Annotated in this window: 20 protein-coding genes and 1 pseudogene; 13 read left to right on the top strand and 8 right to left on the bottom strand. The window is 65.9% G+C overall.

The genetic code is table 11. The features are described 5' to 3' along the window. The first annotated feature begins 1 nt into the window (after position 1). The 12 genes from ACZ6IM_RS06920 (at position 2) to ACZ6IM_RS06865 (ending at position 7394) form a co-directional block, all read left to right on the top strand. Positions 2 to 181 (top strand): hypothetical protein, encoded by a 180-nt coding sequence (locus tag ACZ6IM_RS06920; RefSeq protein ID WP_469554641.1) that lies wholly within the window; start codon positions 2 to 4, stop codon positions 179 to 181. Continuing rightward, positions 171 to 878 (top strand): FAD-dependent thymidylate synthase, encoded by a 708-nt coding sequence (gene thyX, locus ACZ6IM_RS06915; RefSeq protein ID WP_469554640.1) that lies wholly within the window; start codon positions 171 to 173, stop codon positions 876 to 878. Before ACZ6IM_RS06920 ends, thyX begins: the two co-directional genes overlap by 11 nt. A gap of 186 nt (positions 879 to 1064) precedes the next feature. Further along, complete coding sequence (locus ACZ6IM_RS06910; RefSeq protein WP_469554639.1) at positions 1065 to 1277, top strand: hypothetical protein; 213 nt, start codon at positions 1065 to 1067, stop codon at positions 1275 to 1277. Next, positions 1274 to 1636, top strand: a complete 363-nt coding sequence (locus ACZ6IM_RS06905) for an SsgA family sporulation/cell division regulator (protein WP_469554637.1) — start codon at positions 1274 to 1276, stop codon at positions 1634 to 1636. Before ACZ6IM_RS06910 ends, ACZ6IM_RS06905 begins: the two co-directional genes overlap by 4 nt. Positions 1637 to 1660: 24 nt before the next feature. After that, positions 1661 to 2497 (top strand): hypothetical protein, encoded by an 837-nt coding sequence (locus ACZ6IM_RS06900; RefSeq protein ID WP_469554636.1) that lies wholly within the window; start codon positions 1661 to 1663, stop codon positions 2495 to 2497. Positions 2498 to 2524: 27 nt separating this feature from the next. Then, positions 2525 to 4552 (top strand): DNA polymerase, encoded by a 2028-nt coding sequence (locus tag ACZ6IM_RS06895; RefSeq protein WP_469554634.1) that lies wholly within the window; start codon positions 2525 to 2527, stop codon positions 4550 to 4552. Positions 4553 to 4760: 208 nt separating this feature from the next. Continuing rightward, on the top strand, positions 4761 to 5012 hold the full coding sequence (locus ACZ6IM_RS06890) for a hypothetical protein (protein WP_469554632.1): 252 nt from the start codon (positions 4761 to 4763) through the stop codon (positions 5010 to 5012). Positions 5013 to 5232: 220 nt separating this feature from the next. Next, positions 5233 to 5643 carry a deoxycytidylate deaminase gene (locus tag ACZ6IM_RS06885; RefSeq protein ID WP_469554631.1) on the top strand — a complete coding sequence of 137 codons (411 nt, stop codon included), beginning with the start codon at positions 5233 to 5235 and terminating at the stop codon, positions 5641 to 5643. A 169-nt stretch (positions 5644 to 5812) separates the two neighbouring features. Further along, positions 5813 to 6181 (top strand): SLOG family protein, encoded by a 369-nt coding sequence (locus tag ACZ6IM_RS06880; protein ID WP_469554629.1) that lies wholly within the window; start codon positions 5813 to 5815, stop codon positions 6179 to 6181. Between the two features lie 196 nt (positions 6182 to 6377). Continuing rightward, a complete protein-coding gene (locus tag ACZ6IM_RS06875; protein WP_469554628.1) occupies positions 6378 to 6761 on the top strand; it encodes a hypothetical protein in 384 nt (127 codons plus the stop codon). Next, positions 6761 to 6946, top strand: a complete 186-nt coding sequence (locus ACZ6IM_RS06870; RefSeq protein ID WP_469554626.1) for a hypothetical protein — start codon at positions 6761 to 6763, stop codon at positions 6944 to 6946. Before ACZ6IM_RS06875 ends, ACZ6IM_RS06870 begins: the two co-directional genes overlap by 1 nt. A 241-nt stretch (positions 6947 to 7187) precedes the next feature. Continuing rightward, complete coding sequence (locus tag ACZ6IM_RS06865) at positions 7188 to 7394, top strand: hypothetical protein (protein WP_469554624.1); 207 nt, start codon at positions 7188 to 7190, stop codon at positions 7392 to 7394. Positions 7395 to 7706: 312 nt separating this feature from the next. On the opposite strand, the gene ACZ6IM_RS06860 is transcribed toward ACZ6IM_RS06865, so the two are convergent. From ACZ6IM_RS06860 to xylB, 6 genes and pseudogenes are all read right to left on the bottom strand, one after another. Next, positions 7707 to 9242, bottom strand: a complete 1536-nt coding sequence (locus ACZ6IM_RS06860; protein ID WP_469554622.1) for a recombinase family protein — start codon at positions 9240 to 9242, stop codon at positions 7707 to 7709. Between the two features lie 65 nt (positions 9243 to 9307). Further along, positions 9308 to 10714: pseudogene (locus ACZ6IM_RS06855) on the bottom strand (aldehyde dehydrogenase family protein); the annotation flags it as partial. A gap of 139 nt (positions 10715 to 10853) precedes the next feature. Beyond that, entirely contained in the window at positions 10854 to 12113 is a 1260-nt protein-coding gene (locus ACZ6IM_RS06850) for a GAF domain-containing protein (RefSeq protein WP_469554621.1), read from the bottom strand. Between the two features lie 132 nt (positions 12114 to 12245). Continuing rightward, positions 12246 to 12851 (bottom strand): N-acetylmuramoyl-L-alanine amidase, encoded by a 606-nt coding sequence (locus tag ACZ6IM_RS06845; RefSeq protein ID WP_052837038.1) that lies wholly within the window; start codon positions 12849 to 12851, stop codon positions 12246 to 12248. Positions 12852 to 13243: 392 nt separating this feature from the next. Next, positions 13244 to 14452 carry an ROK family protein gene (locus ACZ6IM_RS06840; RefSeq protein ID WP_469554619.1) on the bottom strand — a complete coding sequence of 403 codons (1209 nt, stop codon included), beginning with the start codon at positions 14450 to 14452 and terminating at the stop codon, positions 13244 to 13246. Positions 14453 to 14635: 183 nt separating this feature from the next. Beyond that, positions 14636 to 16081, bottom strand: coding sequence for a xylulokinase (gene xylB / locus ACZ6IM_RS06835; RefSeq protein WP_469554617.1), 1446 nt, complete (start codon positions 16079 to 16081; stop codon positions 14636 to 14638). A 155-nt stretch (positions 16082 to 16236) separates the two neighbouring features. Between xylB and xylA the strand changes: the two genes are divergently transcribed. Further along, positions 16237 to 17400: a xylose isomerase gene (gene xylA / locus ACZ6IM_RS06830; protein WP_469554616.1), complete on the top strand. Its 1164-nt coding sequence runs from the start codon at positions 16237 to 16239 to the stop codon at positions 17398 to 17400. Between the two features lie 156 nt (positions 17401 to 17556). Here xylA and ACZ6IM_RS06825 read toward each other — a convergent pair whose 3' ends face one another. Continuing rightward, entirely contained in the window at positions 17557 to 18825 is a 1269-nt protein-coding gene (locus ACZ6IM_RS06825; RefSeq protein WP_469554614.1) for an SWIM zinc finger family protein, read from the bottom strand. Next, positions 18822 to 21686 (bottom strand): DEAD/DEAH box helicase, encoded by a 2865-nt coding sequence (locus tag ACZ6IM_RS06820; protein WP_469555253.1) that lies wholly within the window; start codon positions 21684 to 21686, stop codon positions 18822 to 18824. Before ACZ6IM_RS06820 ends, ACZ6IM_RS06825 begins: the two co-directional genes overlap by 4 nt. Between the last annotated feature and the right edge of the window lie 209 nt (positions 21687 to 21895).

The following is a 21895-nucleotide window of genomic DNA, read 5'->3' as shown; positions in this document are numbered from 1 at the left end:
GGTGGCTGACCTCGAACTCACTGACTGTGTCAAGAAGTCCATTGAGGACATGAATCTCTTGGAACTCAGGGATTCCATTCTGGTGGAGATGCGAACCAAGCCCATCCTGTCCCCTGAGGCTGCGGAGTTTCTTCTCAGCACCTACGCCAATCGATTTATGGAGATGTTCGGTGGACGTTGACGTTCTGGCTTACACAACCATCAACCTGCCTGACCCGATGTACAAGGCATACGGGTACAGCATGATCCGTGGGGGTGTTTGGGATCTCACTCCGGATGCTGATGTTCTAGCTGAGGCAGCCGGCAGGCTCTGCTACAAGTCCTTCAACCGTCCGAATCCCAAGACGGCTCGGAACGAGGACTACCTGAAGAACATCATCGATCAGGGACACTTCAGTGTCCTGGAGCATTCCTCGGTGACGTTCCTTGCCCGCGGTGTTTCTCGTGCTCTTCTGACTGAGCTGACTCGACACCGGCACCTGTCCTTCTCCGTGGTGTCTCAGCGGTATGTGGACTACTCGAAGACTGAGCCGGTCATCCCGCCGGCTCTGGAGGCTTCGTCTCTGGCTGCTGATGGCATTGAGAACGCCTATGAGCACGCTCTTGCTGTCTATCAGGACCTGGTTGAGCACCTCATGGAGAAGGGCTTCAAGCGTAAGCAGGCCCGTGAGGCTGCTCGGGCTGTTCTCCCGAATGCGGCTCCGGTGGACATGGTGGTTACCGGGAACCTCCGGGCTCTCCGAGACATGTTGACGAAGCGCCACCACGTTGCCGCGGACCAGGAAATTCAGGTCTTCGCCGGCCTGGTCCTCGGGCACCTCCGAGACATCGCCCCTAACTCGGTCCAGGACATCCCCGACGAGCCCTACGGGAGTTGAGATGCCTTTCCTGGAGACATTCACCCTCGTCATCATCGTATTGGCTCTGGGATACGCAGCAGGAGAGGTCCTGATGGGCCTCCTTCGGAGGTGGACCGAGTGAACTGCCCAGGGCACTGCTGGATTACCGGCTGGTGGGACGGCAAATACCAACTCGTCTGCATCAACTGCAAGAAGGAGCGAACGATGAGTGACCTGAAGGTTGGCGACAAGATCCGGATTCTTGAGGATCAGCACAACTGTGCACGGGTCTTCAAGGGGGATGTTCTTGAAGTCGTGGGTGTCGATGACTCAGGATTTGAGACTGAGGCTCCTCGTCTTAAGCACATTACGGGTACGTGGATGTTCGACTTCGAGAGTGAGGGTTCCGGCTGGGAGAAGGTTGAGGGGGACCAGTGATCATTCCTTGTGAAGCCACTAGAGACTTTGTCACTCTCCCACTGGAGTCCTTCTGGGACTTTGATCCCGAAGAGCCTTGGGCTTTCACCCTGTCCTTCGTGGATCAGGATGCAATCTGGGCTATCTCCCTGGACCTGGTGAAGGAGGCCCTGGCCTCCCCTGGGCGCATCCACGGCTATGCAGACGTGATGGTTGAGGTGACAGGGGAGTCCCTGTTCATCCATCTCAACAACGGTGAGGCAGTCTGCACAATCAAGTTTCCTGCCGTCGAAGTTGAGAAGTTCCTGAACGAGATTGACACCTCCAACGCTCAGATGGTCATCGGTCAGAAGCTGGACGAGTTCTTGAATACACTGTAGCCCAGCCTCACAAGGAGAAATATCGTGGATGCCAACCACAAGCACGTGGTCATGTTCAGCAGTGGGGCTGGTTCTTGGGCTGCTGCCAGACGAGTTGCCGATAAGTACGGAACTGACAACCTCTATCTTCTCTTCTCCGATGTTAAGGGGCGCAACGAATCCCCGCACGCTGGGGAAGATGAAGACAATTACAGATTCCTGAAGGAGGCTGCGGAGGATATCGGAGGGGCTGTTGTATGGCTCAACGAAGGTCGTGATATCTGGGATGTCTTCTTCGATGATCGATTCTTGGGGAATAGTCGACTGGCCAACTGCTCGAAGTTCTTGAAGCAGCGTCCAGCCCGCAAATGGCTGGACGATAACTGTGACCCTAAGAGCACCACCATTTATGTGGGAATCGACTGGACTGAGGTGCATCGACTTCCGGCGATTGTCCTCAACTACTACCCGTTCAAGGCTGAGGCTCCAATGTGTGAGTCACCCTACCTGGATAAGGAAGACATCCTTGACGACTTGGAGGCGCGTGGGATTCAGCCCCCTCGGCTGTATGAAATGGGCTTCGCTCACGCCAACTGTGGAGGGTTCTGCGTCAGAGCGGGCCAGGGCCACTTCAAGCATCTTCTTGAGGTGATGCCTGAGCGCTATGCCTACCACGAGAAGAAGGAGGAGGAGTTCAGGGAGTTCATAGGGAAGGATGTGTCAATCCTGCGTACCCGTAAGGGAGGGAAGACGCAAACTTTGACTCTTCGGCGGTTCCGAGAAGAGGTGACTGGGGGGACTGCTGAAGTAGACCCCCTGGATATTGGTGGTTGTGGCTGCTTCGTACAAGACGAAGGAGCTGAACAGCCTTCGGCACAGTGAGTCAACTCAACAGAGGGGAGATCTTCCATGAAGATGCTGAGTGCTGATGTCAAGGGTCCTATCCGGATCTACGTCATAGAGACCGCGGAAGACCTCCCGCACTTCTACCAGTTCGTCAACGAGAACGAGGACTTCCTTGGGTTCGATACTGAGACGACTGGGGGCTTCAACTGGTGGGATGCCCCAGACAACTACGGTTGCCGGCTAGCACAGTTCGGCAACTGGGACACAGCCTTCATTCTCCCTGTGGAGTATGGGGGCCCTTTTGTTGAGGCAATGAAGTGGGCTCTGGACAAGGTCAAGCGGCTGTCTGCCCAGAACCGCGGTTTCGACTTCCACGTAGTTGAGTCCTGCTTCGGAGTTGACCCCTTCCCTCTGATTCAGAAGACCTGGGACACCAAGATCCTCGCCCATCTCGTTGATGGGCGGGCGGTCAAGGAAGGTGGGATTGGCCTCAAGCTCGAAGAGCTGGTCAAGCACTACATCGATGATGGTCTTGGTGCTCGGATCAAGGGCTCCATGAATGAGATAGCCAAGAGCATGAATGCTCAGAAAGAGGTCGTTGGCTTCAAGGCTCGGGACAAGGACAAGGTCACTCATGAGTTCAGGTTCTCGGATCGCCCTGGACTGTCCAAGGAAGACCTGAAGGCCGAAGGCTACTCGTACATCAGGGAGTTCAAGGAAGGCATCTATGGCAAGGTCACTAAGGACAACGTATGGGGCAAGGTCCCTCTGTTCCATGAGGGCTACAACCTTTACGCCGGCATGGACCCGATCTTTGCCTACCGACTGGTCAAGATCCTGTTCCCTCTCATCCCCAAGAAGTCCCTGGACTATGGACTGATTGGCTGGGAGCACCGACTTCACTGGGTGACTTACCAGATGGAGCGGACTGGATACCTGGTCGACGTGCCCTATGTCGAGATGCGGATTGGGGAACTGAAGGAGGAAGAGGCCAAGTGGAGGGCTGTAGCTGCTGAGTGGGGTGTCGACCTCATTGGTTCCTCTGAGCAGATCATTGAGGCCCTCCAGGGCCTTGGTTTCAAGCTCACCAAGAGGACCAAGCCGACAGAGGCCCATCCCAATGGGCAGCTCTCTACGGATGAGTCTGTTCTGAGCGACATTGACCACCCTCTGACTGAGGCGATTCTCAAGGCCAAGTCGGCTGAGAAGAAGCGGTCTACGTGGTTCGAGAACATCCTGAAGAACGTGGACCGTGATGGACGGGTCCACGTGTCCATCAACTCTTGCCAGGCGCGATCGGCTCGTATGACCGTGACTGGGGCTATTGCAGCACAGACCCTTCCCGCCGGCACTGGGTACGTCCGTCATGCCTTCCTGGCTGAGCCTGGACACGTTACGGCCACGGTCGACTACTCGTCCATGGAGCTGATGTTCCTTGCCGCGGACAGCGGTGATCGGACGATGCTCAAGGCTTACAAGGAAGGCAAGGACCTCCACAACATAACCGCGGCTGGCGCCTTTGGTGCTATGGGCTGGAACCCCAGTCAGAAGGACGAGAACGGCAAAGAGGCGTACCACCCCAAGAGGAAGGCGGGGAAGGGCACCAACTACACCGTTTGTTTTGGTGGAGGCAAGAAGGCTGTCCATGAGCAGTGGGACATCTCCATGGAAGACGCGGAGAGGGCAGTCAAGGCTTTCTGGGACACCTACCCGGCTACTAGGAAGCTCTCCGACAAGTGCACCAACGAGGCTAAGCGCAACGGCTACATCATCACGGCCACTGGCCGGCGCATCCTGACGGATGAGCGTCGTCCTTATGCCGGGATGAACTACCGGATTCAGTCCACTTGCCGTGACATCACGGCTCGGGCTGTCATCGAACTCGACAAGGCAGGATTCACGCCTTGGATGCGCCTGGTGGTCCACGACGAAATCGTTTTCAGCTTCCCTAAGGAACGAGCAGAGGAGCTGACCAAGAAGGCAGCTCAGATCATGCAGTTCGTCTACAAGGGTCTTCTGATCCCTGCTGATGGGGAGATCGGAGACCGTTCATGGGGCTCCGTCATTGACAAGGAAGGGTCTAAGCACTGATGGGTGACAGTTGGCTCTCTGAAGGAGAGCGGGTCATTGAGGATCTCCGTGAAGGAGACAGGGTCCTGATGGACATTGGGACTTGTGAGGTTCTAAGAGACCCTGAGGAGACTCGATATGGATTTCACATCCTAGTGAAATCCCCCTATGGCCAGGTCTTCAGCCTGACCTACCGAGCTGGTAGCCCATTTGTAATGGAGGAGAACTGATGAACGAGGACTACCTGAAGAAGTTCGAGGCAATCTCGGAGAACCTGGAGCTTGAGAGGCTGCTTGAGCAGCTCTATAGCAGAACCATGATTGTGGAACAGCTTGTCATTCACACCGCTGGCATCTACCACACAGCAGTAAACGCCGGTCTCCCTGAGGCCATTGCTGACCGACTGGCTCTTAAGTTCTACGACACTGAGATGGCTCCTGTGACTGTCTACCAGATTGACGGAGAGGTTGAGGGCCTGTGAACGACTCCATGGAGTACTGGCTTGTCGAGCAGTATGTAGAACTGGGCAATGAGTCCTTCTGGCATGAGAAGGCTCGGTTCTTCCGAAGGAAGCACCACACGGAGTCTTACCTGTCTCAGAATTGCCACCTTGTCGGTGAGAGGGATGTTCTGAAGCACGGAGGGCGTTACCGAATTCGTGTCATCAAGGAAGAGACCGTGTTCGACTCAGGGGAGGGTCAGTGACCAATGAACGACCTGAGTGGACTGAATATTTCCTGGGCATCGCCACTGCTGTGGCAACAAGAGGTGATTGCCTCCGATGCCAAGTTGGGGCGGTTCTTGTGGGACGAGATCTTCGGATTCGGTCCACAGGCTACAACGGATCGTATCCAGGAGGCCCGTCTTGCAGCGCTGGAGAATGTTGGCGGTGCTCGTCGGACGTTCCGTCAGGAACGGGATATGAGGACTGTATTGAAGTCCATGCCGAGGCCAACGCGCTCCTCTATGCGTCTTGGGAAGACTGCCAGGGCTCGACGTTGTACGTGACCCGAGAGCCCTGCAAGGACTGTACCAAGCTCATCAGAGCCGCGGGAGTTGCTCAGGTGTTCTGGATTGATTCTGACGGATACGAAGGATTCTGGAGTCATTGATGTACACCAAATGGCGGATCAAGAAGATGTGGAGTGGTCAATGGCGCCTCTACATGCCCTATGAGACCCACCCTTTGACCTCTGGAACCTTTGAGCACTGCATCTCCGCTATGAACTATGCCTTCAAGGTCTACTACTTGGGTCAGACCAAGCGTTGGAGGGACGGCTGATGTTCACAGTCATTGTGACGGGTAGTCGGGATTACGAATGCCAGACCGACGTTTGGGGGGAGTTGGACAATCTCTTGGAGGCCACCTACGGAGCATTTCGTGTGGTTCACGGGGGTTGTCCTACTGGAGCGGACCGATTTGCCAGTGACTACACCAAGGAGTTTGGTCCTAACGGAGGGGTGTACGAAGTCGTCTATCCCGCGGACTGGGAACAGCACGGCAAGGCCGCGGGCCCTATCCGAAATCGTGAGATGGCTCAGGCCGGCGCTGATCTCTGCCTGGCCTTCCCCCTCGGGGAATCCCGAGGCACCTGGAACTGTGTCAACGAGTGCAAGAAGGCTGGTATCCCCGTGAAGGTGATCGAGTGAAGAGCGAATGGGTTGCACTGAATAGCGTCGTAGAGAAGGAAGATGACGCTAACCCTGACTTTCCTTGGTATCCGTGCCTCTTCGTTAACGATGGGGGTTACGCCTCTACTGGACTTGACATCTGGTTCTCCACTGAAGAGGAGTGCCGAGACTTCATCAAGGATCACGTACTTGGGGCGACCTTGGAGGAAGAGCAGTGAACCGAGACGAACGCATTGAGAACTACTACGAGGTCTGGTCTGCCTGGGATCTGGCAGAGAAGATCGTAGACCTGGAAGACGCAGTCCACGCCTTCATGGACCTGGACGACAGTCGATGCAAGCTAGTCAAGAAGCTCAATGACGATGTTAAGCGACTGAAGGCGAACAACAAGGAGCTTGCCAAGCTCTACATGAAGTCCACTCGGGAGAAGAACGAGCTTGACCCGAGCCGGCTGGAGTCGGCTCTCCGTATGTACATCGCAGATCTGGACTACGACATTCACAAGATGCTGGAGTCCCCCGAGGACGGGGGACCTGATCAGTACCCGAACGAGGTTGATTACTTCATTCGGTGCTGGGAGACGGCAGGGGAGGGTTGATGGCGTTCTACCGAGACGAAGATGGCGCTATCTGGCAGGACGGACATCCTGATGTCATGTACTGCATTGTCGATCCGGATGATGACTCTACTTCGCTGATTGGCATTCCTATTGCCTGGCATCAGGTCTCTGAGTCGTTTGGTCCACTGGTTGAGGTACGCCCTACTGGCTGGAAGGAAGTCTGATGGCCCGATACATGGCAGAGGGTGAGAAGCTCTACCGAGCAGTCATTACGAAGACTTATGAGAACGGAAGGTCTGTTACAACCTTCCGTGGTCCATTTACCGCGAAGGCTCCTGCTACTTCGGTAGTCAACGAGGAGAAGCACATCCTGGCTTGGCAGGTAAACCGCGGGTGGAACTGGCAGGGGGAGTATGACCTGTCCACTCGTATTGAAGTCTGTGACCCTACCTGGGAGGAAGTCTGATGAAGCTGCGAGTGCACTACGAATATAAGCTCAAGGTCCGCACCAAGGACTTTTCTGGAGAAAACATCGATATCGACAAGATGGCGGAAGAGGTAGCGAAGCAGAGGAAGTTTGATCAGGACGGCTATGTCACTTTCACTGATGACACATGCAAGGGCTTCTCTCTTCCGGCCAGGAACATTGTTCTGATGGAGGTCATCGGTTGAGTTACATCGTCTGTTATTCAACCTGTTGGGGCTGCAAGTTTGGCCAGTGCTTTGATGAGCCAACACCACACCCTTGGTGGGACCAGGAGGACGCTGAGTACAACGAGAGCGCTGGTCTGCCAGCCCCGGAGGGGGACTGCGCTTGTCCCTGTGGGCGGGTGACTGAGTGAGCCAAGAGGAGTGGCTTGAGAAGTGGCTCTCCGAGGCTCCTGAACTTGATGAAGAGACCGCGGACGAGATCCTTGAGTTGATGAAGCTGAAGTAAGACATGATTGAGCCCCTCTCCCTTCCGGGAGAGGGGCCTTGTTGCGTTTAGACGAAGACTGGCTCTACTCGGGCAGGATCGAAGGGTCCACCCTTCTTGCCTTCCCTGGCAGGATGGATGATGACTGCCTTGAGTACAGACCTGATGATGATCCGTTGTCTCTCGACAGAGAGACCCTCCCAGCCGTTCTTCAACAGCTCGGGTGTGATAACCCTGATGGCCGGCGTAGCTGTGTGGAAGGCCCGCTCAGCCTTGAGTTGGGTCCTCTGGGACTCCAGATCGTCAAGGGTGGTGACGTAGGTAGCGGCTCGAACCTTCTTGGCCTCCCACAGAGCCTTCAGCTCTGCAATCTGGCTCTCAACGTCCTTGAGTTCGGCTTCCTTGGACCAGGACTCATGAGGCTCTGGAACCTGCCGGTTCTTGCTGGCTCGAAGGACTTGAGCCCAGACAAGGGACTTCACCAGCTCATCTACCCGCGGACCAGTGACCCCCATCTTCCCGCAGGCATCGGGGTTGCTCTTGTTGCAGTTGTAGGCGAAGGACTGAGACTTGGTCCCGCGGACCCACACAGTCTTGCCAACCATGGGATAGCCGCATCGTCCACACCTGACGATGCGTGAGAGCAGGTACTTGACCGTGCTCTTTTCCTGCGAGCCCTCAGGGCTCTTGCCCTTCCTCAGTGCCTCCAGGCGCTCCCAGAGGTCAAAGTCCGGAGTCCCGTCGTCCTTGGTGAAGATCGGCTCCCAGTCTCCAAGGATGTAGTTGCCCTCGTCGTCTAGCTGGGGCTCACCTTGGTAGATCCTGATGCTGAAGTTGCGGGCCCTGAAGATGAGAGTCTTGGTGCCGGCCCAAGTGAAGGGCTTCCCTGAGGTGGGGTTCACAGCCCCCTTGTTGCTCAGGTACTCCATGCAAGTGGCGATCTTGTCACCCTTCAGGTGACCGAGGACGATGTCCCGGACCAGGCCCGCGGCCTTGGGGTCGAGCTTCGTCCTGTCGTCCTCCTTCCAGCCGTAGGAAGGTCCCCCACCGTGGTAGACACCCTTCCGGGCCTTGGAGGCGTTGTCCCTGATGATGCGCCGGCTGGTGTCCTCAGATGACTTGTTGGCAATGTTGACAAAGAGCCGGGCGGAGAAGCGTCCGTCTCCAGTGGAGAGGTCGAAGTTCTGGCCAGACATGGTGTCAAAAACCAAGCGGATCTTCTTCCGTTCGGAGAAGTCCTGGTAGATGTCAATGACAGACTCAAGATCCCGCGGCTGACGGTACACACGATCAATGTCGTAGGCGAGGACTCCTCCGATCTTGAGCCCAGCAAGATCCTTCTTCATCCTCTCAAAGTCCTTGCGCTTCACGTTCCTCTTGAAAGCGCTGAGGTTGTTGTCCTCGTACCAGAGGATCGTACGTCCTGGGTACTCCCTATCCCGAAGGCTCAGGATGTCGTCCTTCTGCTTCAGGACACTCTTCCGCTCCAGCTCCGCGGCTTCCTCTGGGGTGATGTCTCCGTTCCGCAGGGCTCTTCTGATGTCTGCTAGGTCTGCATCCGAGATCCGGCAGTACCCTGCTAGTGGCAGGTCTGCAAGTGCCACAGCAACTCACCCACTCCCATAGGTTCCTGTGGGGTGAGACTAGCGCTGGAGTACGTACTTGTGTCAAACTTCGGATGGGCCGGGTAGGCGTGGTAGCAGTTCGTCCACACGCGCCCCGCCTGGATCGCGCGGCCGGCGCGGTAGGCGGTGTTCATGTCGCGGGTCCACACGCCGGCGCCGAGGCCGTACAGGGTGTCGTTGGCGGTCTTGATCGCGTCGTCGAAGTCGTCGAAGGACGTCACCGACACGACCGGGCCGAAGATCTCCTCCTGGAAGATCCGCATGCGGTTGTGGCCCTCGAAGATCGTCGGCTGGACGTAGTAGCCGCCCTTCAACTCGCCGTCGTGCTCGATCCGCTCACCGCCGGTGAGTACCTTGGCGCCCTCCTGGCGGCCGATGTCCAGGTAGGAGAGGATCTTCTCCAACTGGTCGTTGGACGCCTGGGCGCCGATCATCGTGTCGGTGTCCAGCGGGTGGCCCGGCTTGATCAGCTCGGTGCGGGCGACGGCGGCCTCCATGAACTCGGCGTAGCTGCCGCGCTGCACGAGCGCCCGGGACGGGCAGGTGCAGACCTCGCCCTGGTTGAGCGCGAACATCGTGAAGCCCTCGAGCGCCTTGTCGCGGAAGTCGTCGTCCCGCGCCCAGACGTCGTCGAAGAAGATGTTCGGAGACTTGCCGCCCAGCTCCAGCGTGACCGGTTTGATGTTCTCCGAGGCGTACTGCATGATCAGCCGCCCGGTGGTGGTCTCGCCGGTGAAGGCCACCTTCGCCACCCGAGGGCTCGACGCCAGCGGTTTGCCCGCCTCCACGCCGAAGCCGTTGACGACGTTCAGGACGCCGGGCGGCAGCAGGTCCGCCACCAGGCTCAGCCAGTAGTGGATCGAGGCCGGGGTCTGTTCCGCGGGCTTCAGGACCACCGCGTTTCCGGCGGCCAGGGCAGGGGCGAGCTTCCAGGCCGCCATCAGGATCGGGAAGTTCCACGGGATGATCTGCGCGACGACTCCCAGGGGCTCGTGGAAGTGGTACGCCACGGTGTCGTCGTCGACCTCGCCGAGAGAGCCCTCCTGGGCACGGATCGCGCCCGCGAAGTAGCGGAAGTGGTCGATGGCGAGCGGGATGTCGGCCGCCAGCGTCTCGCGCACCGGCTTGCCGTTCTCCCAGCTTTCGGCGACCGCCAGGCGCTCCAGGTTCGCCTCCATGCGGTCGGCGATCTTCAACAGGATGTCGGAACGCTCGGTCACCGATGTACGGCCCCAGCCCGGGGCGGCCTCGTGCGCGGCATCGAGCGCCAGCTCCACGTCGTCCGCCGTGCCGCGCGCGATCTCGGTGAACGGCAGGCCGTTCACCGGGGAGGGGTTCTCGAAGTACTGCCCGCGCGCCGGCGGCACGTACTCGCCGCCGATGAAGTGGTCGTAGCGCGACTGATAGGAGACGATCGCGCCCTCGGTGCCGGGCGCCGCGTAACGGGTCATCCTTCGTGCCTCCCTCATCGTGCGCTGCCCGCCGTTGGACAGCTCTGCGCGTGAGGCTAGGGAGCGGGACGTTGCAGAGACGTTGCGCGGGCCGCCGGCCGGCGCGCGGTCTCCCGGAGGGCCCCTCACCGGCGGGCGCTCACCCCGTGTTGGGCGCCGTCAGTTCGGTCTCCAGTGCCGCGAGCCGGGAACGCGTCGCCGCCGTGGGCCGGACCGCCGCGAGCGCGCGCCAGACGTCGAGATCGTCCTCCCCCCACGGTGCGTGGGCCCAGTCGGCCAGCAGGTCGGGATCACCGCAGGTGATCAGCGCGGCGCGCAGACCGTCGGCGAGCCGCCGCCTGAGCCGTACGACCGCCGGTGCCTGGGATCCGGGCAGCAACGGACCCGCGTACGTCGTCGCCGCCGCCGTCACCGCTCCGGCCCGCAGCCGACGCTCGACGACGGCCGCGTCGGAGTCGACCGGCATCGTGAGCCGGTACGGCCGGGAGGCCAGCCGGCCGGGCCCAAGGATGCCGCGCAGGCGTGCCAGTTCGGCCCGCAGCGTCACCGGCGGCACCGTCTCGTCCTCGTACAGCGCGCACAGCAACTCGTCGCCCGTCAGACCCTCCGGATGGTGGGCCAGCAGCACGACGATCTCGCTGTGCCGCCGGCTCAGCCGCACCCGGCGGCCGTCCGCGCTCAGCAGTGCCTCGTCACGGCCCAGCGCGGTCAGCTCGGCCGCCTGGGGACCGGGCCGCTCCGGAGTGAGCAGCGCCAGCTGCGACTCCGCGGCACGCGCCACCGCCTGCACGAAGCCCAGACTGTGCGGATGCGCCAGACCGTCCCCGCCCGTGATGTCCACGGCGCCGAGCACCCGCCCGGTACGGGGATCGTGCACCGGAGCGGCGGCGCAGGTCCACGGCTGGACCCGGCGTATGAAGTGCTCGGCCGCGAAGACCTGCACCGGGCGGCCGACGGCCACCGCCGTGCCCGGTGCGTTCGTCCCGACGGCCGACTCCGACCAGCGGGCCCCGGGCACGAAGTTCATCCGTCCCGCCCGGCGCCGGGTGGCCGGGTGCCCCTCGACCCACAGCAGTCTGCCGTGCGCGTCGCACACCGCCAGCAGATGCTCGCCGTCGGAGGCGAACGTGCCCAGCAGCTCCCGGACCAGCGGCATCACCCGCGACAGCGGGTGCTCCGCCCGGTAGGCGCCGAGATCGCCGTCCATCAGCTCCACGCTCGCGGTACCGTCCGGGCCGACCCCCGCCCGGACCGACCGCCGCCACGACTCCGCCACCACGGCGCGCACGGGGCGCGGCACCGTCCCCGCCTCGGTGAAGGTCTCGTGGGCCCGGCGCAGTGTCCGCGCACGCTCGGCGGGGTCGGCTCCCGGTTCCAGAGCCAGCCACGAATCAGTCAACTCGGCCTCCCCGGACGGTGGTGCGGTGTGGACATCGTGACTCCGCCGCTACGCGCGGACAACCACTTCGACCAGCCGGATCACCCGAAGGTGGCGTTCCGAGTGGACCGGGTGAAACGGCCGGACGAGGGCTCAGACCAAGTTGACCAGTCTGATGTAGCGGGTCCAGTCCCAGAAGGGCCCCGGGTCCGTGTGGTCACTGCCGGGCACCTCGTGGTGCGCGATGATGTGCGTGCGGTCCTTGGGAATCCCGTAGGCGGTGCAGATCGCCGCGGTGAGCTGGGCCGACTGCTCGTACAGGGCGTCGGTGAAGTACTCGGGCCGGTCCACCCATCCCTCGTGTTCGATCCCGATGCTGCGGGTGTTGTAGTCCCAGTTGCCCGCGTGCCAGGCGATGTCCGTCTCGCGGACGCACTGCGCGACGTGCCCGTCGGAGGACCGGACGACGTAGTGCGCGGACACCTGCCTCTCGGGATCGCGGAAGATGGACAGGGTGTCGGCGTATGTCTCCTGCGTGACGTGGACGATCACGTAGTCGACGGGATAGGCCGTGGGGCGGCTGGACAGGCTGTAGTTCGACGTGTTCGCCGGCAGCCACTCCGCCGTGGGGTAGTCGACGGCACGGGAGCGCGCGGCGGCCTGCGTACCGGAGAGCAGGGTGTACGGGACGGTGGCCAGCGCGGCGCCCTTGAGGAGGAGCCGCCTGGTCGGAGCGGGTGTTGCCCTTTCCCTTTCCATGGGATTGCCCTTTCGTCGGAGGGGCCCTGGGCCCGGTGGGGGGTGGCTGCTCGGCCGTTCGACGTGACGGACCGACGTGACGGGCCGGCGTGACGGAGCGTCACGACGGACACGGCACCACGGACACGACACCACGATCACGACACGACGGAGTGACATGCCACGGCGGCATGGCAGAGCGACATGAACGCCGAGCAGAACGCCGACGCGGACACCCGACCGCCCCGGGGAGCGAGGTGCGTCCGCGTGAATCACCGTACGGGGAGCGGGGGTTGCGCAGTAGAGCGCCGCGCCGTTCCGTGGACAGCCACCGCCTTGTGGACACAGCGCTCACTCGATCGAGTGAACGGAGGTGATGTCTCAGGTGGTCGGTGGACCTGGCCGGGCAGGTGTCAGGCGCGCTCCGCCACCGCGCCCGGGTCGTCCAGGACGGCCCGCACCACGGAGTGCGCGGCGCCGAGCAGCGGTCCCTGCGGACCCAGCTCCGAGACCGCGACCGGGCAGGCGGGCCCGGCCGTGCGCCGGGCCAGTTCGTCACGCAGCGACGGCAGCAGCCAGGGCGCGAGACCGGCCAGGGCACCGCCCAGCACCACGCCCTCGGGGTCCAGCAGGTTCACCGCCCCGGTCAGGGCGATGCCGAGTGCCGTGCCCGCCTCGCGCAGGGCGCGCCGTACGTCCTCGTCGCCCTCCGCCGCCCGTCCGGCGAGCAGGCCGACCCGGTCTTCCCCGGGCTCCATGCCCGCCGCACGCAGGACCGCCTTCTCACCGGCGTACTGCTCCAGGCACCCGCGCCCGCCGCAGGCGCATTCGGGTCCGTCGGGATGGACCGGCACATGTCCCAGCTCACCGGCGAAGCCGCGGGTACCGCGCAGCAGCCGGCCGTCGAACACCACGGCCGCACCGATGCCGATCTCGGCCGATACGTGCAGGAAGTCCCGGGGAGTGCCGTCGCCCAGCCAGAGTTCGGCGAGCGCGCCGAAATTCGCCTCGTTGTCCACCGTCGGCGGCAGGTCGGCGGGCAGCAGCGCGCCGAGGTCCGCGTCGTGCCAGTCCAGGTTCGGGGCGCGCACGACGGTCCGGCCGTCCCGGGCCACCAGACCCGGCACGGCCACCGCGAGCCCGGCCGGCCACAGTCCCCCGGCCTCCGCCTCCGCCACGACCTGCCGCACCAGGCCGGCGAGCTGGGCGAGCACCGGTTCCGGTGAACGGCCCCGATTGCTGCCGTACCGTACGGCACGCGTGCGTACCCGGCCCCGCAGGTCGACCGCGCAGACCGCGAGATGGTCGACGCCGACCTCGGCCCCGATGCCGGCCGGGCCCTGCGCGCTGACGGCGAGTGCGGACCCGGGCCGGCCGACGCGGCCTGGGCGCTCGGGGCCCAGCTCCTCCAGCAGGCCGGAGCGGACGAGTTCGTCCACGAGGGTCGACACCGCCGCTCGCGTCAGCCCGATCCGTGAGGCGACCGCGGCCCGGGACAGCGGGCCCTCGGCGCTGACGGTGTGCATCACCCGCGCGAGGTTGCGACGGCGCATTCCCTGCTGGGTGTCCGGCAGCGCGCGCCCGGGACGGGCGGGGTCGGCTTCGTGCGGCGGTGCGGTCATACCTCCGTCAGTCCTTGTTCTGTCGTCGTTCTGTCGTCGTTCTGTCGTCGCTCGGTCAGGTCTCCGGTCGGCCGAAGACCACTGGCCGCGGTGCAGGGACGCGCCGTCCGACGCCGGGACACGCCGGGCGGGGTGCCTGCGCCACGCCCCGGTCCGGAGGCGCTCCTGCGCGCGAGCACGTCCTCAGTGGGAGGCCGCGTCCCGTTCCAGCAGCGGTGCCGCGTCGGAGAGTACCCCGGTGATCCTGTTCAGCGTCGCCTGGTCCCGCTCCACGGCGTCGAGCACCGGTCCGGCGGCCGTGTCCCAACGCCGGGCGACGGCGGCCGCGTCCTCGCCGGTCAGCAGGCCGGCCGCCTGTGCCGCGGCGCCGAGCGCGACCAGCTCCCTGGCCTCCGGGATCTGGACCGGGCGTCCCGACAGCCGCCGCACCGTCTGCTGCCAGGCCGCCCCCCGGGCGCCGCCGCCGATCAGCAGCAGTGGCGCGGACGGGTCCGCGTCGGCGTCCAGGACGAGGTCGAGCGCGCCGAGCAGTGAGTGGACGGCGCCGTCGTACGCGGCCTGGAGCAGCTGGCCGGCGGTCGTGTCGTGCCGCAGCCCGTACAGGAGGCCGGAGGAGTGCGGGAGGTTCGGTGTGCGCTCGCCGTCCAGGAAGGGCAGGAGCGTCACGTCGGTGCCCGGCTCGACGGCTTCCCGGTCCAGGCCCAGCAGGGACGCGACGCGGTCGACGGCGAGCGTGCAGTTGAGAGTGCAGGCCAGCGGCAGCCAGTCGCCGCGCGCGTCGGCGAAGCCCGCCACCGTGCCGGTCGGGTCGGCGGGCTGGCGCTGCGACACGGCGTACACCGTGCCCGACGTGCCGAGGCTCATCACCGGGACGCCCGGGCGCAGTCCGAGGCCCAGTGCGGCGGCCGCGTTGTCGCCGGTGCCCGCGGCGACCAGGGTGCCCTTGGAGAACGGCAGGCCGTGGCCGTCGCGCACGGTGCCGGCCACCTCGCCGGGCCGGACGACCCGGGGCAGCAACGCCGGATCGAGCCCCACGCGCGCGAGGATCCCCTCGTCGTACGCCTCCGTGCCCGACGCCCACCAGCCGGTGCCGGAGGCGTCGCCGCGGTCGGTGGTCCCCTCACCGGTGAGGCGCTCGGTGAGGTAGTCGTGGGGGAGCCGTACGGCCTTCACCGCGCGGGCCGCCTGAGGCTCCTGCTCGGCCAGCCAGGCCCACTTGGTGACCGTGAAGGAGGCGCTGGGGACACTCCCGGTGCGTTCCGCCCAGACCTTGGCCCCGCCCAGCTCCTCGATCAGGCGGCGGGCCTGCGGGGCCGATCGCACGTCGTTCCAGAGCAGGGCGGGGCGCACCGGCTCGCCCTGCGCGTCCAGCGTGACCAGACCGTGCTGCTGCCCGCCGATGGACACCGCGGCGGCCTCGCGGGCGGCGTCGCCGCACTGGGCCAGGGCCTCGCCCAGCGCGTCCCACCACTGGCGCGGGTCGCTCTCCCGGCCGGCCCCGGAGGACACGGTGTGGGGCGCCTGGCCACTCGCGACGACCCGGCCGGTGGCCGAGTCGACGACCAGTGCCTTGGTGGACTGGGTGGACGTGTCCACGCCGACGACGAGCGGACCCTCGGCTGCTGACATCGGGCTTCTCCCTCTTCCGCGGGTCCTGTGACCCGGCCTTCACTCCTTCGGGGACACCTTGTCCCTTCCCAGGACCGTGTGTGCATACTAATTTGTAAAGCGCCATGACGAAATAGTCGGCAGCGATTGACCGGCAGCGAGTGAGGAGCCGCGGAATGAACTACCAGCCCACTCCCGAGGACAGGTTCACGTTCGGTTTGTGGACGGTCGGCTGGCAGGGCCGTGACCCGTTCGGTGACGCCACCCGGCAGGCCCTGGACCCGGCGGAGTCCGTGCGGCGTCTGTCCGAGCTGGGCGCGTACGGCGTCACGTTCCACGACGACGACCTGATCCCCTTCGGGTCGAGCGACACGGAGCGGGAGTCGCACATCAAGCGGTTCCGGCAGGCGCTGGACGCGACCGGCATGAAGGTGCCGATGGCGACGACGAACCTGTTCACGCACCCCGTGTTCAAGGACGGCGCCTTCACGGCCAACGACCGGGACGTGCGCCGCTACGCGCTGCGCAAGACGATCCGCAACATCGACCTCGCGGTCGAACTGGGCGCGAGCGTCTACGTGGCCTGGGGCGGCCGCGAGGGCGCGGAGTCCGGCGCCGCCAAGGACGTGCGGGACGCCCTGGACCGGATGAAGGAGGCCTTCGACCTGCTGGGCGAGTACGTCACCGAGCAGGGCTACGACCTGAAGTTCGCGATCGAGCCGAAGCCGAACGAGCCGCGCGGTGACATCCTGCTCCCGACGGTGGGACACGCCCTGGCCTTCATCGAGCGTCTCGAGCGGCCGGAGCTGTACGGCGTGAACCCGGAGGTCGGCCACGAGCAGATGGCCGGTCTGAACTTCCCCCACGGGATCGCCCAGGCGCTGTGGGCGGGCAAGCTCTTCCACATCGACCTCAACGGCCAGTCGGGCATCAAGTACGACCAGGACCTGCGGTTCGGTGCGGGCGACCTGCGGGCCGCCTTCTGGCTCGTCGACCTGCTGGAGCGGGCCGGGTACGCGGGTCCGCGGCACTTCGACTTCAAGCCGCCGCGGACCGAGGACCTCGACGGCGTGTGGGCCTCGGCGGCCGGCTGCATGCGCAACTACCTGATCCTCAAGGACCGGGCCGCGGCCTTCCGCGCCGACCCGCAGGTGCAGGACGCGCTGGCCGCGGCCCGGCTGGACGAGCTGGCCCGGCCGACCGCCGAGGACGGTCTCGCCGCCCTGCTGGCCGACCGGAGCGCCTACGACACCTTCGACGTGGACGCGGCCGCCGCGCGCGGCATGGCCTTCGAGCACCTCGACCAGCTCGCCATGGACCACCTCCTCGGCGCCCGCTGATCACTCCGGCCCCAGTGTGCGTGCTCCGGCCCCCTCCCTCGTGGACGGGGCCGGAGCACGTGCGGGTCGTCAACAGCCCGAATCCCTACGCCTGGACAGGACGGCGGAGAGACACAGGACGAGGCCATACCGGGCAGGACGGCGCCGGGCTCGGTCTCAGGGCTCGTCCCCCGTCGCGAGGGTCGCCGAAGCCAGCGCCGTCGCCGGGTCCTGACTCGGGTCGCCCGCGGGGACCCATCGGCCGTGCTCCCTGCGGTACGGCCACCAACGCCCCTCGCGATCCAGGCGGAGCTGCTGCGGTGCGCCGACGACGGTCCACCGGTTGGCCCGCGCCCGCAAGGACGGCCGCTCGTCCTCCTCCCAGGCTGTCTCCAGCGCCGCACGCGCGCGAGTGAGCGTGTCGCCCTCCACCGCCCATTCCTCCTCGAGCACGGACAGGGCGGCTCCACCGCCCAGCCGCCACGCGCGCACGGCCGCGGCCATGGCCTCCCGCGTGCGCCCCGAACCCTCACCGAGGCGGTCCAGCCCATCCGGTCCGGGATCTCCCGCGGCCAGGCGCACCGCATCCTGCGTCACGGTCGGCTCCGGGGCCACGGCGCGCCGGTCGTGCCCGCCGCGCAGGGCCTCGACGAGCAGGCGGTGGGCCTCCGCCGCCGTCCGGGAGGCCAGGAAGGACAGGCCGGCCGGGTCGACACCCGGCGGGGCGGCCGCCTCCGTGTCCAGGGACGGCGGTACACCCGGAAGGTCCGCGAGGCCGGGCGGCGCGGGCAGTGGAGGCAGCACCTGCCCCGCCGCGTACGCCTCGGCGGCGTCCACACCCTCCGGTCGGGCAGCGGCCTCCTCCGCGGGTGCGGAGCCGCGTGTCTGGAGGGCCTCCAGCACGGCGCTCTCCGCGCGGCCTCGCATCAGCAACAGGACGAAGGGATCCTGGTCCAGCAGCCTGGCCACCTGGTAGCAGAGGGCCGCGGTGTGCCCGCAGTGGTCCCAGGCACCGCAGTCGCACTCCGGTTCCAAGTCGCCCATGCCCGGCAGCAGGTCGATGCCGGCGGCCGCGGCGTCCTCCACGAGGTGCGGCGGCATGTCGCGGTCCAGCAGCGCCGCGACATGCCCGGAACGCTCGATCGCCATGTCGACGAAGCGGTCCCACTGTGCGCCGGAGAGCTGCTCCAGCAGGACGTCGGCCCGGTGCGCCGTACGGTCCCGGTCCTGGACGACCGCGGTGATGCGTCCCGGCCGCACCGACACCGCGCCGACCGCTCCCGCGCGCGCCAGCCTGCGCCCGGTCTTCACCTGCGCCGCGTCCATCGCCGCGTCCTCCAGCGCCTTCAGCCAGGCCCGGCCCCACCAGGTCTGCGCGAAGCCCTGTCCCTGCGCGGGCGGCAGCGCGACGAACGTCAGTTCCACCTCGTCGTCGTACCGAGTCATCGCGTACCCCCTCGCAGTTCGACCAGGTCGGCCAGTTGGGCGTCCGTCAGTTCCGTGAGCGCCGCATCGCCCGAGCCCAGAACGGCGTCGGCGAGTTCCCTCTTGCGGTTCAGCAGGGCGGCGATACGGTCCTCGATGGTCCCCTCCGCTATCAGCCGGTGCACCTGCACGGGGCGGGTCTGGCCGATGCGGTAGGCACGGTCGGTGGCCTGTGCCTCGACGGCCGGGTTCCACCAGCGGTCGTAGTGCACGACGTGCTCCGCGCGCGTGAGGTTCAGTCCGGTGCCCGCCGCCTTCAGCGACAGCAGGAAGACCGGGACCTCGCCGTCCTGGAACCGCCGCACCAGCGACTCCCGCGCGGTGACGGACGTGCCGCCGTGCAGGAACAGCGACGACACGCCGCGCGCGGCCAAGTGCTGCTCGAGCAGCCGCGCCATCTGCACGTACTGCGTGAAGACCAGCACGCTCGCCCCCTCGGCGAGGATCGTGTCGAGCAGCTCGTCCAGCAGTTCCAGCTTCCCGGAGCGACCGGTGATCTTCGGCCGGTCCTCCTTGAGGAACTGCGCCGGGTGGTTGCAGATCTGCTTGAGGCTCGTCAGCAGCTTCACGATCAGACCGCGCCGCGCCATGTCATCGGCCCCGGCGATCTCCGCGAGCGCCTCGCGCACCACCGCCTCGTACAGGCCCGTCTGTTCCGTCGTCAGCGACACGGGATGGTCCGTCTCGGTCTTCGGCGGCAGCTCCGGCGCGATTCCGGGATCCGATTTGCGGCGCCGCAGCAGGAAGGGCCGTACGAGCCGGGCCAGTCGCTCCGCCGCCGCCGGGTCCTGTCCGCCCTCGACGGCCTGGGCGTAGTGCCGCCGGAAGCTGCCGAGCCGGCCCAGCAGCCCGGGGGTGGTCCAGTCGAGGACGGCCCACAGCTCCGAGAGGTTGTTCTCCACCGGGGTGCCGGTCAGCGCCACGCGCGCGCGGGCGCCGATGGAACGCAGTTGCCGCGCGGTCTCGGAGTACGGGTTCTTCACGTGCTGCGCCTCGTCCGCCACGACCATGCCCCAAGACACGGCGGAGAGCCGGTCGGTGTCCAGGCGCATGGTGCCGTAGGTGGTCAGCACGAACTCGCCGTCCACGAGGTCGCCGAGGTCGCGGCGGGTGCCGTGGAAGCGGCGCACGGGCGTGCCGGGCGCGAACCGCTCGATCTCCCGTTGCCAGTTGCCCATGAGGGAGGTCGGGCAGACCACCAGGGTGGGGCCTGCGGCGTCCACGTCCGTCTGCCGGTGCAGGTGCAGGGCGATCAGCGTGATGGTCTTCCCGAGCCCCATGTCGTCGGCGAGACAGCAGCCGAGGCCCAACGACGTCATGCGGACCAGCCAGTTGAGGCCTCGCCGCTGGTAGTCGCGCAGCGTGGCCCGGAGGGCGGCGGGCTGCGCCACGGCGTCCTGCGCCTCGGGGTCGGCGAGCCGCTCCCGCAGGGCCGCCAGCCATCCCGTGGGACGCACCTCCACGCGGCGTCCGTCGACCTCCGTCGAGCCCGTCAGGGCGGCGGCGAGCGCGTCGACCGGCGTGACCTTGTGGTCCTGCCGGGCACGTGCCCGGTGGGCCTTCTCGGGGTCGACGAGCACCCACTGGTCGCGCAGCCGCACGACGGGGCGGTTGGCCTCGGCGAGCAGGTCCAGCTCCTCACGCGTGAGGCCCTTGCCGCCCAGGGCGAACGTCCAGTTGAAGGCGAGCAGCGCGTCGGCGGACAGGAACGACGCGCCGGCCTCGGACGCAGCCGTACGCGACTGCGGATCGCCGTCGCCGGGCCCCACCTCGGCGTGCTCGGTCAGGCCGCGGGCCAGCTCTCTCGGCCAGTGCACGTCGACTCCCGCACCGGTGAGCGCTCGGGAGCCGGGGCCGAGCAGCTCGGCGACCTCTTCGTCGGTGAGCTCGACCGCGTCCGGCACGGCCGCCGACAGCAGGGGCGTGAGCGAGGGCCAGGCCCGAGCCGCCCGCCGAAGGGCGAGCAGGGCGTCCATCCGCGCGCGTGTGCCGAACGCGGCGCCCACCGTGCCGGCCCACACCTGAGCGGTGTCCGCGACGATCGCGGGATCACTGACACTGTGCACCTGGGGCACCGCCCGGAACGTGGGCCGGGCGTCCTGGGGAGCCGCGGCCGACAGCCCCCGCACCTCGATGCGCAGGGACAGCCGTACGCCCGTGTCGTGTCCCGCGGCGACGTCCAGGGCCCATTCGCGCAGCTCGGGCGAGAGCCGAGGCTCCCGCGAGGCGTAGGCGGGCCCGGCCGTGAGGAGTTCGGCGGCGGGGGAGCGGGGCAGCGTGTCCGCGACGGCGTCCAGGAAGGAGCGCACCAGCCGTTCCGGGTCGGGCAGGCGCAGGGGAGCGGTGTCGTCGACCGGGACGGCGTGCGCCTCGGGCGGCATGGCGGCGGCGAGGTGGCGGACCCGCTCGGTCTCCTCCGCGCCCAGCGGGCCCGCGCGCCAGGCGTCGTGCCCGGCCGCGGACAGGCCGGGCAGCAACAGCCCGCGCGCCACGAGGCGCAGGGCCTCCACGGCGACCGCGCCCCAGAACACCGGCGCCCGATGTCCGTCCGCGCGGGCACGCGCGCGCGTGAGCACCGGCAGGGCGGCCCGTACCGGGAGCAGCACCGCCGGCACGCGCACCGCTTCGACGCCTTCGTCGTCGGGCAGTACGACGGCCAGGTTTCCCACGGCCCCCGACGGGAAGGTGCCGGGCGCTTCGCCGTCGGGCCGCCAGAAGGCGACCGTTCCGGTGCGGGCCGGATCACCGGGCAGGAAGACGGCGCAGCAGTCGACGAGTGCGGAGATCTCGGAGGAGGTCGGAAGAGCGTTCTGCGCAGCGATGACGTATACCTCAAATTTGAGTAGCCAGAATGCAGCGGCCGATTGTACGCGATCAACGAAACTGTGGGCTGCGATTGCGTTGTGGCATGGCTCACTCTTCAGATGGGGAGGTGTCTTCGCAGTCCCTCCGGCCTCGGCCGCCGACGAGCTCTCGCCGACAAGCTCTCAGGGGCGCGTAGGGGTCGGTCCTCAGGGAGTTCTCAGGGTCG

Source organism: Streptomyces sp. NPDC042336 (assembly GCF_055581985.1).
Note: the sequence above shows the minus strand (reverse complement) of the source record. Positions and strands in the feature narration are given on the sequence as shown.